Source organism: Microbacterium sp. UBA3486 (assembly GCF_002377845.1).
Classification (GTDB): Bacteria; Actinomycetota; Actinomycetes; order Actinomycetales; family Microbacteriaceae; genus Microbacterium; species Microbacterium maritypicum_A.
Window position 1 is genome coordinate 1 of record NZ_DFQP01000042.1, and the last position, 7726, is coordinate 7726.

General features: G+C 69.2%; 6 protein-coding genes. 2 read left to right on the forward strand and 4 right to left on the reverse strand.

Annotated elements, in window-relative coordinates; all coding sequences use genetic code 11:
- Together B2869_RS06205 and B2869_RS06210 are read left to right on the forward strand one after the other, a co-directional pair.
- Positions 1 to 826 (forward strand): phytoene desaturase family protein (locus tag B2869_RS06205; protein WP_292763897.1); only part of this gene is annotated, 826 nt, incomplete at its 5' end.
- Positions 827 to 872: 46 nt separating this feature from the next.
- A complete protein-coding gene (locus B2869_RS06210) occupies positions 873 to 1916 on the forward strand; it encodes an ATP-dependent DNA ligase (protein ID WP_292763900.1) in 1044 nt (347 codons plus the stop codon).
- 10 nt (positions 1917 to 1926) lie between these two features.
- Here B2869_RS06210 and ligD read toward each other — a convergent pair whose 3' ends face one another.
- The 4 genes from ligD to B2869_RS06230 form a co-directional block, all read right to left on the reverse strand.
- Positions 1927 to 3000 carry a non-homologous end-joining DNA ligase gene (gene ligD / locus B2869_RS06215; RefSeq protein WP_292763903.1) on the reverse strand — a complete coding sequence of 358 codons (1074 nt, stop codon included), beginning with the start codon at positions 2998 to 3000 and terminating at the stop codon, positions 1927 to 1929.
- An 88-nt stretch (positions 3001 to 3088) separates the two neighbouring features.
- Complete coding sequence (locus B2869_RS06220; RefSeq protein ID WP_292763906.1) at positions 3089 to 4279, reverse strand: SseB family protein; 1191 nt, start codon at positions 4277 to 4279, stop codon at positions 3089 to 3091.
- A 62-nt stretch (positions 4280 to 4341) separates the two neighbouring features.
- Positions 4342 to 6822, reverse strand: a complete 2481-nt coding sequence (locus tag B2869_RS06225) for an ATP-dependent helicase (protein ID WP_292763909.1) — start codon at positions 6820 to 6822, stop codon at positions 4342 to 4344.
- An 89-nt stretch (positions 6823 to 6911) separates the two neighbouring features.
- Positions 6912 to 7523 carry a LysE family translocator gene (locus tag B2869_RS06230; protein WP_292763912.1) on the reverse strand — a complete coding sequence of 204 codons (612 nt, stop codon included), beginning with the start codon at positions 7521 to 7523 and terminating at the stop codon, positions 6912 to 6914.
- Positions 7524 to 7726: the final 203 nt, after the last annotated feature.

The window sequence follows — 7726 nt, forward strand, 5'->3', positions numbered from 1 at the left end:
GTACCCGCGCGGAGGTGCGCAGCGCATCGCCGACGCGATGGTCGCCGACATCGAGCAGCACGGCGGAACGATCGAGGCGGGCACCCCCGTCTCCGATCTCGGTGCCCTGGACTGGGGCGACCCGCAGCAGGGCGACCTGCTGCTGCTCAACACCTCGCCGCGCCTCGCCCTCACGCATCCCGACGTGCCCGCCGGCTACGCACGGGCCCTCCGCTCGTACCGGTACGGGCCCGGAGCCGCGAAGGTCGACTTCGCCCTCGACGGCCCGATCCCGTGGACGAACGCCGACGTGGCAGCGGCCCCGACCGTGCATCTGGGCGGCACCCGTGCCGAGGTGTGGGCGAGTGAGAACGCCGTCGCCGCCGGACGCGTGGATGAGCGCCCGTACGTGCTCGCCGTGCAGCCATCGGTACTGGACGACTCACGCGCCCCCGCGGGGAAGGCCGTGCTCTGGGCGTACATCCACGTGCCCCCGGGCTCGGACCTCGACCCGACCGAGCTGATCACCACCCAGGTCGAGCGCTTCGCTCCGGGCTTCCGCGACCTCGTCCTCGCGCACCACGCCGTCCCGGCGTCGTCGCGCGAGGCGATCAACCCCACGGAGATCGGTGGCGACATCTCCGGTGGCGTCTTCGACATGCGCCAGGCGCTCCGGCGCCCGGTTCTCTCCCCCTCCCCGTGGCGCACGCCGATGCGTGGCGTGTACCTGGCGTCCGCCTCGACACCCCCCGGCCCCTCCGTGAACGGGATGGCCGGTTGGCATGCCGCCCGCACGGCGCTGCGGGATGCCGGAGAACCCGCCACCTTGACCGACCTCTTCGGCTGATCGTCCTCCCCTTCCGCCGCGGATCATCGGCGGCCAGGATGGGAGCATGCGCTACGACATCCCCGCGCCGATGCTCGCCAAGGCGGCGCCGGCCGTCCCCGACCCCGCGAAGACGCCGGGCGGACTGCTGTACGAGCCGAAGTGGGACGGCTTCCGTGGACTCATCGCCTGGGACGGGGAGACGGTGGAGATCGGGTCACGAGGCGCCAAGCCGCTGACCCGCTACTTCCCCGAACTGGTCGACGTGATCCCCCAGCTGCTTCCGGAACCGTGCCTGCTCGACGGCGAGATCGTCGTCGCCACCGGGCCGGACGGCTCACAGCGCCTGGACTGGGAGGCCCTCAGCCAGCGCATCCACCCCGCCGCCTCACGCGTCGCGAAGCTCGCCGTCGAGACCCCAGCCATGTTCATCGCGTTCGATCTGCTCGCCGTCGGAATCGACGACCTGCTCGCACAGTCGTTCGAGACGAGGCGCGCACGCCTCGAGACCCTCATGGAGGGCGTCGGACACCCGCTGCACATCACCCGCACGACCCGCGATCGCGAGGCCGCGGTGCGCTGGCTCGCCGAGTTCGAAGGGGCAGGGCTCGACGGTGTCGTCGCGAAGCCGCTCGACCAGCCTTACGCGCCGGGAAAGCGCACTCTGTTCAAGATCAAGCACGCCCGCACCGCCGACGTCGTCGCGCTCGGCTATCGCATCCACAAGTCCGGATCGGGAGTGGGTTCCCTGCTGGTCGGGCTGTACGGCGACGACGGGGAGCTCCACCAGGTCGGCGGCGTGGCCGCGTGGAGCGATGCCCGTCGGCAGGAGCTCGTCGAAGAGCTCGCCCCGCTGGTCGAGCGCGACGAGTCGGGCGACGCCGTGACCGCCGAGGGCGAGCGGTCGCGATTCAGCGGATCGAAGGATGTGTCGTTCGTGCGGCTGCGCCCAGAGCGGGTGCTCGAGGTGCGCTACGACCAGCTCGAAGGATCCCGCTTCCGCCACACCGTGCAGTTCGAGCGCTGGCGCCCCGATCGCGACGCCCGCTCCTGCACCTACGAGCAGTTGGACACGGTCGCAGGCTACGACCTCGCCGATGTCCTGAGCTGAGCGGGAGCCCTCACTCCTTCTCGGCAGGGGTGCCGTCCTCGTCCCAATTCGCTGCGACCTTCTTGCTCGGCTGCACGCGCGGCGGCTCACCCGGCATCTTCGGGAACTCCGGCGGGAAGGGCAGTTCGCCGAGACCGTTCTGCGCGTCGCGCTCCCACCACTCCAGCAGCGTGTCGATGCGGCCAGGGTTGTGCGGCATCGATGCCCACGGGTCGCCGACCTCGCCCAGACGCTTCGGGATGCTGCGCACCGTGAACACCTTCGGATCGAGACCGTCGAGCTCGTCCCAGGCCACCGGCGTCGACACGGTCGCTCCGGGAAGCGCGCGAGGACTGTAGGCACCGGCCATCGTGCGGTCGCGGTTGGCCTGGTTGAAGTCGACGAAGATGCGCGCGCCCCGCTCCTCCTTCCACCAGTTCGTCGTGACCTGCTCCGGCATCCGTCGCTCCAGCTCGCGCCCGGCGGCGATCACGGCGTGCCGCACCTCCAGGAACTCGTGGGTCGGCTCGATCGGCGCGAACACGTGCAACCCTCTGTTGCCGCTGGTCTTGGCGAACGCCTCCAGACCCGCCTCGCGCAGCACCTCGCGCAGGGTGTGCGCGGCCGTGACCGCATCTGCGAAGTCGGTACCGGGCTGCGGATCGAGGTCGATGCGCAGCTCGACGGGGTTGTCCGCGTCAGTGGCGAGCGACGCCCAGGGGTGGAAGACGATCGTGTTCATCTGCACGGCCCACACGATCGCGCTCGCACGGTTCAACACGATCTGCGGATGCTGGCGCCCGCTGTTGTATGTCACCGTCACCGCGTCGACGAAGTCCGGGGTACCTTTGGGCGGGTTCTTCGAGAAGAAGCCCTCGGCCCGCGCCCCGCCTGCGGGTCCGATGCCGTCACGGAACCGCTCGAGTGAGACCGGGCGGTTGCCGTTCGCCGCCAGGAACGGCACCGCGACGAGCTGCACGTACTCGGCCAGCTCCGCCTTGGTGATGCCGAGGTCGGGCCAGACCACGCGGTTCGGGCTGGACAGCGCGACCTCGCGTTCTCCATCGGAGTCGGCGACGGTCAGGGTCACGCGTTCTGAGGCCATGCTCCGACCCTAGAGCGCCGCCCGGACAGACGGAACCCCGCCGACGCGGACAGTGCGCGGAGTCCGAATCGTCCGTGTCCGGGTCGGTTCAGTCGCCGAGGTCGACCGCGAGCACGAGGACCGGCGTGAGCGCAGCCCGCTCGACGACGATCGACGGACCGGCCGAGTCCACGATCACTCCGGCGATGTCGGCGTGGCTCGTGAGGACCTTCGCCAGCTGCTCCGGCGCGAACGGGAGCGGGCGGTCGCCGCGTCCGAGCGCGATGACCTCGAGCGGGTGCGAGAACAGCTGCAGGAACCGACGTCCGTCGGTCGTCTGCGCTTCGGCAATGCCGACGGGGCCACCGCCGGAGCCGTCGTTGACCGCGACCCACATCCGCGTGGTCGCAAGGGCTTCGCCGACCTTGACGACGGAATCCTGTTCCCGGGGAGCGGCGAGGATGCTCTTCACCGTCATGTCGACATCGGCCTGCTCGAGCGTCTTCTGCAGCAGCTCCGTCGGGAACACCACCCGATGCGGGGCCGACGCGTTGTCGACGATGAGGCCGGCGAAATCTCCGGACACGACCTGCTGCAGGACCGAGGTGACGGGCTGGGCCACCGCCGAGGTCGACGACGGGTCCGCTTCGAGCTGCACGGAATCACGTACCGCGCCGGCCGAGCTGAACGCCAGCATGTACTGGTTGTCTTCGCTGTCGCGGACGACGGCGACGGAGAGCGCCTTCCCTTCGCTGATCTGGGCACGCGCATCGCCGTTCACGCGGATGTAGAGGTGTCCCTGAAGAGCCTGACGCATGACGCCGAGGAGCTGGTCGTTGGTCGCGCCCGCCTCGATCTCGCTGAGGGCCTCACGCAGGAGGACATTGTCCTTCATGCCGGCGACGGTCTCGGTCTGCTCCGGCGGCAGCACGGAGGCGAGCGGCAGGCGCCGCTCCTGGGGCGCATCGGGCTGAACGGGCGGAGAGGGAGAAGCCGGCGGCGCGGCGGGCGCCGCCGAGACGGACGGGGCGTCGGAGTTCGAAGGACCGTCGGACGTCGGAAGGGAGACCTCGGGGCCGGCCTCGGCACCGACGCCCCGGAACGCCTGCACCGAGATCCCGATCGAAGGCGCTTCGACGGGCTGCTCGGCGGTCGGGCTCTCTGACGTCGTGTGCTCTCCGGCGACCGCGCCCGCACCGTTCTGCGTGGTGTCGTTCGGCGCGCTATCGATCGCGACAGCCTCGGCGGTGGGGGCGACGACATCGTCACCGGACTTCTTGCGGCGGGAGAAGAGGGCCATATGAGCCAGCCTAACCGGCAATCCGGTCGGTGTTTCGCCGAGGCGGAAACACCTGCGGTGGGCTAGATCTTCTCGATCGGCGCGACCTTGATGAGGAGCTTCTTCTGCCCCGCCGAGTCGAATCGCACGTGAGCGATGCGCTTGGCACCCTCGCCCGTCACCGCATCCACCCGCCCTTCGCCGAAGTCGACGTGACGGATGCGGTCGCCGGCGGCGAGCTCGAGATCACCGTTGTCGCGCATCTTGGCCGTGACCCGGTTGGGGAACTTGTCCATCGCCGTCGACAGCGGCTTCAGGGAGTCTCGACCCGGCAGCGACTTCACCGCGAAACGATCGCCCGAGCCCGAGCCCGAGCCGCCGAAGCCGCCCTGGCGACGCGCGTTCAGTGCGCGCGACTGCATCCCCCCGCGCGAGTTCACGTCGCCCGGAGACTGTCGCCAGTCGATCAGGCCCGCCGGGATCTCCTGCAGGAAGCGGCTGGGCATCGCGACCGTGACCTCGCCGAACTGCGCCCTCGTCATCGCGAGAGAGAGGTGCAGACGCTTGCGCGCACGCGTGATGCCCACGTAGAAGAGACGGCGTTCCTCCTGCGGCCCCCCGGGCTCGCCGGCCGAGATGCGGTGCGGGATGAGATCTTCCTCGACGCCCGTGACGAACACGGCGTCGTACTCCAGGCCCTTCGCCGTGTGCATGGTCATGAGCGAGACCGAGCCCGACTCGTCGTCGAGGTCATCGGCATCCGAGACCAGAGCGACCTCGGTGAGGAAGTCGACGATCGTGCCCTCCGGGTTGTTGCGCGCGAAATCACGAGCCACCGCGACGAATTCGTCGAGGTTCTCCACGCGCGCCTCGTCCTGAGGATCGCGGCTCGCACGCAGGGCGTCCAGGTATCCGCTCTTGCCCAGCAACAAGCTCAGGCCGTCGGCCACCGCGGTGGGGGGAGGCAGTTCGCCGCTCGCGGGGGTCAGGATGGCGGCGGCTTCAGCGAGCACCGCGTCGAGCTGCCCGATCGCCGCCTGGATCTTCGGCCCGACCCCGAGCTGACCCGGCATCGACAGCGCATCGCGGAAGCTGATCCCGTGCTCCTCGGCGAACCGTGCGATGGCCGTCTCCGTGACGTCGCCGATGCCGCGCCTGGGCTTGTTCAGGATGCGGCGCACCGACATCTCGTCGGCCGGGTTCGCGACGGCGACGAGGTAGGCGAGCGCGTCCTTGATCTCGGCGCGATCGTAGAACTTGGTGCCGCCCATGATCTTGTACGGCACCGCCGAGCGGATGAAGATCTCCTCCAGCGCACGGGACTGCGAGTTGGTGCGGTAGAACACCGCCATCTCGGAGTAGGGCATGCCGGCGCGGTGCAGGGCCTCGACCTCGTCAGCCACGAACTGCGCCTCGTCGTGCTGCGAGTAGCCGGTGAAACCGATGATGGGATCGCCGTCGCCCTTGTCGCTCCAGAGCTTCTTGTCCTTGCGATCGAAGTTGTTGCCGATCACCGCGTTCGCCGCCGACAGGATGTTCTGCGTCGAGCGGTAGTTCTGCTCGAGCAGCACGACGCGGGCGCCGGGGAAGTCACGCTCGAACTCGCTGATGTTGCGGATGTCCGCGCCGCGGAACGCGTAGATCGATTGATCGGAGTCGCCGACCACGGTGAGCGAGGCACCGGGTTCGCCGGCGTCTGCCGTGGGGGCGGGATCGGGCTCGAAGATCATCATGCCGTTGGAGGCATACGGATCCGGCGCGGCACCGGCAGCACCGGACACGGGGCGCGTGAGCTCGTGGATCAGCGAGTACTGCGCGTGGTTCGTGTCCTGGTACTCGTCGACCAGGATGTGACGGAAACGACGACGGTAGGTGTCGGCGACCTGCGGGAACGCCCGGAACAGATACACGGTCTGCCCGATGAGGTCATCGAAGTCGAAGGCATTGGCCTTCTGCAGCTGCCGTTGGTAGTCGGCGAAGACCTCGACGAAGACGCGCTCGGCCGGGTCGCTCATGTTGGCCTGACGCGCATACGACTCGGCGTCGGACAGCTCGTTCTTCAGCTTCGAGATGCGCGACTGCACGGACGCGGGTGTGAGCCCGTAGGCATCGGCCTCGTGCTCTTTGACCAGGCGCTTGAGGAGAGCCCGCGAATCGCCCGAATCGTAGATGGTGAACGACTTCGTGTACCCGAACTGCTCGGCCTCGCGACGCAGGATGCGCACGCACGCGGAGTGGAACGTGGAGATCCACATGCCACGGGCGGCATCGCCGATCAGCCCTTCGACACGCTCGCGCATCTCGCCCGCGGCCTTGTTGGTGAAGGTGATCGCGAGGATCTGGCTCGGCCATGCCTCTCGGGCCCGCAACAGCGAGGCGATGCGGCGGGTGAGCACGCTCGTCTTGCCCGATCCGGCGCCCGCGACGATGAGCAGCGCCGGGCCGCGGTAGGTGACGGCCTCGAGCTGCTGAGGGTTGAGGCCGGCGAGGAGATCGTCCTGCCCCGGGGCTCCCGACGAGCGAGGACCGGCGGTGGAGGGGACGATGAGAGGAGCTTCGGTCATGGCCCTATGAGTCTAGGCGTCGGCACCGACACCGCGGCACGGCCTCACGCCGTCCGGAGGCCTGCTCACGACGAGGCGTCCCGAGCAGGCTACTGGGTCTCCAGCGCGAGACGTCCGGCCAGGAGCACGTACGTCGCGGCGAAGGAGCGGCGCAGCCACGTCATCACCCTCGGTCGCCCCAGCACCTGGGCACGCATGGTGGCCGCGAAGACGCCGTACAGCGCGAAGACCACGAACGTGAGCGCCATGAACATCAGGCTGAGCCCGACCATCTGCCAGGTGCCGTTCGGCGTCTGGGCCGGGACGAACTGGGGCAGGAAGGCGAAGAAGAAGATCGTGAGCTTGGGATTGAGCACGTTGATGAGGACAGCGGTGCGGATCACACGCCAGGACGAGAGCGGGGCGGCATTCTCGTCGGCCTGGATCAACGACTTGTCCCTCATGGTCTGCCAGGCGAGGAACAGCAGATAGGCGATGCCGAGCCACTTGATGGTCTCGAACGCGATCGCGGAGGCGTTCAGGATCGCTGCGAGCCCCGTGATCGCGGCGATCATGTGCGGGATGACACCGAGGGTGCAGCCGAACGCGGCGATGACTCCGGCTCGGCGCCCTCGCGAGATGCCCGCCGCTATCGAGTAGACGGCACCGGTCCCCGGCGTCGCGACGATCACCAGGGTGGTCAGCAGGAATGCGATGCTCATCGACGGCCCTCCGCGCGCGGTCCTTCCGCGCCTCCCCCATGTCTAGCGGTGCCGGTGCCCTGCGCGCATCCTCCGCTGCAGATGATTCACGCGGAGCGGCGGGCACGTGACCGTCCGGCCGCCGGAGGGGGCACACGAGCGCACGCGCGCGCCCCCTCCGACGGCTCATGCCGTGCGCTTGCGCCGCACGGCCACCGCACCCG

What these genes read in the sequence shown, in the direction of transcription:
- B2869_RS06210 (WP_292763900.1), top strand. Translation starts at nt 873, where the DNA reads ATGCGCTACGACATCCCCGCGCCGATGCTCGCCAAGGCGGCGCCGGCC.
- ligD (WP_292763903.1), bottom strand. Translation starts at nt 3,000, where the DNA reads ATGGCCTCAGAACGCGTGACCCTGACCGTCGCCGACTCCGATGGAGAA.
- B2869_RS06220 (WP_292763906.1), bottom strand. Translation starts at nt 4,279, where the DNA reads ATGGCCCTCTTCTCCCGCCGCAAGAAGTCCGGTGACGATGTCGTCGCC.
- B2869_RS06225 (WP_292763909.1), bottom strand. Translation starts at nt 6,822, where the DNA reads ATGACCGAAGCTCCTCTCATCGTCCCCTCCACCGCCGGTCCTCGCTCG.
- B2869_RS06230 (WP_292763912.1), bottom strand. Translation starts at nt 7,523, where the DNA reads ATGAGCATCGCATTCCTGCTGACCACCCTGGTGATCGTCGCGACGCCG.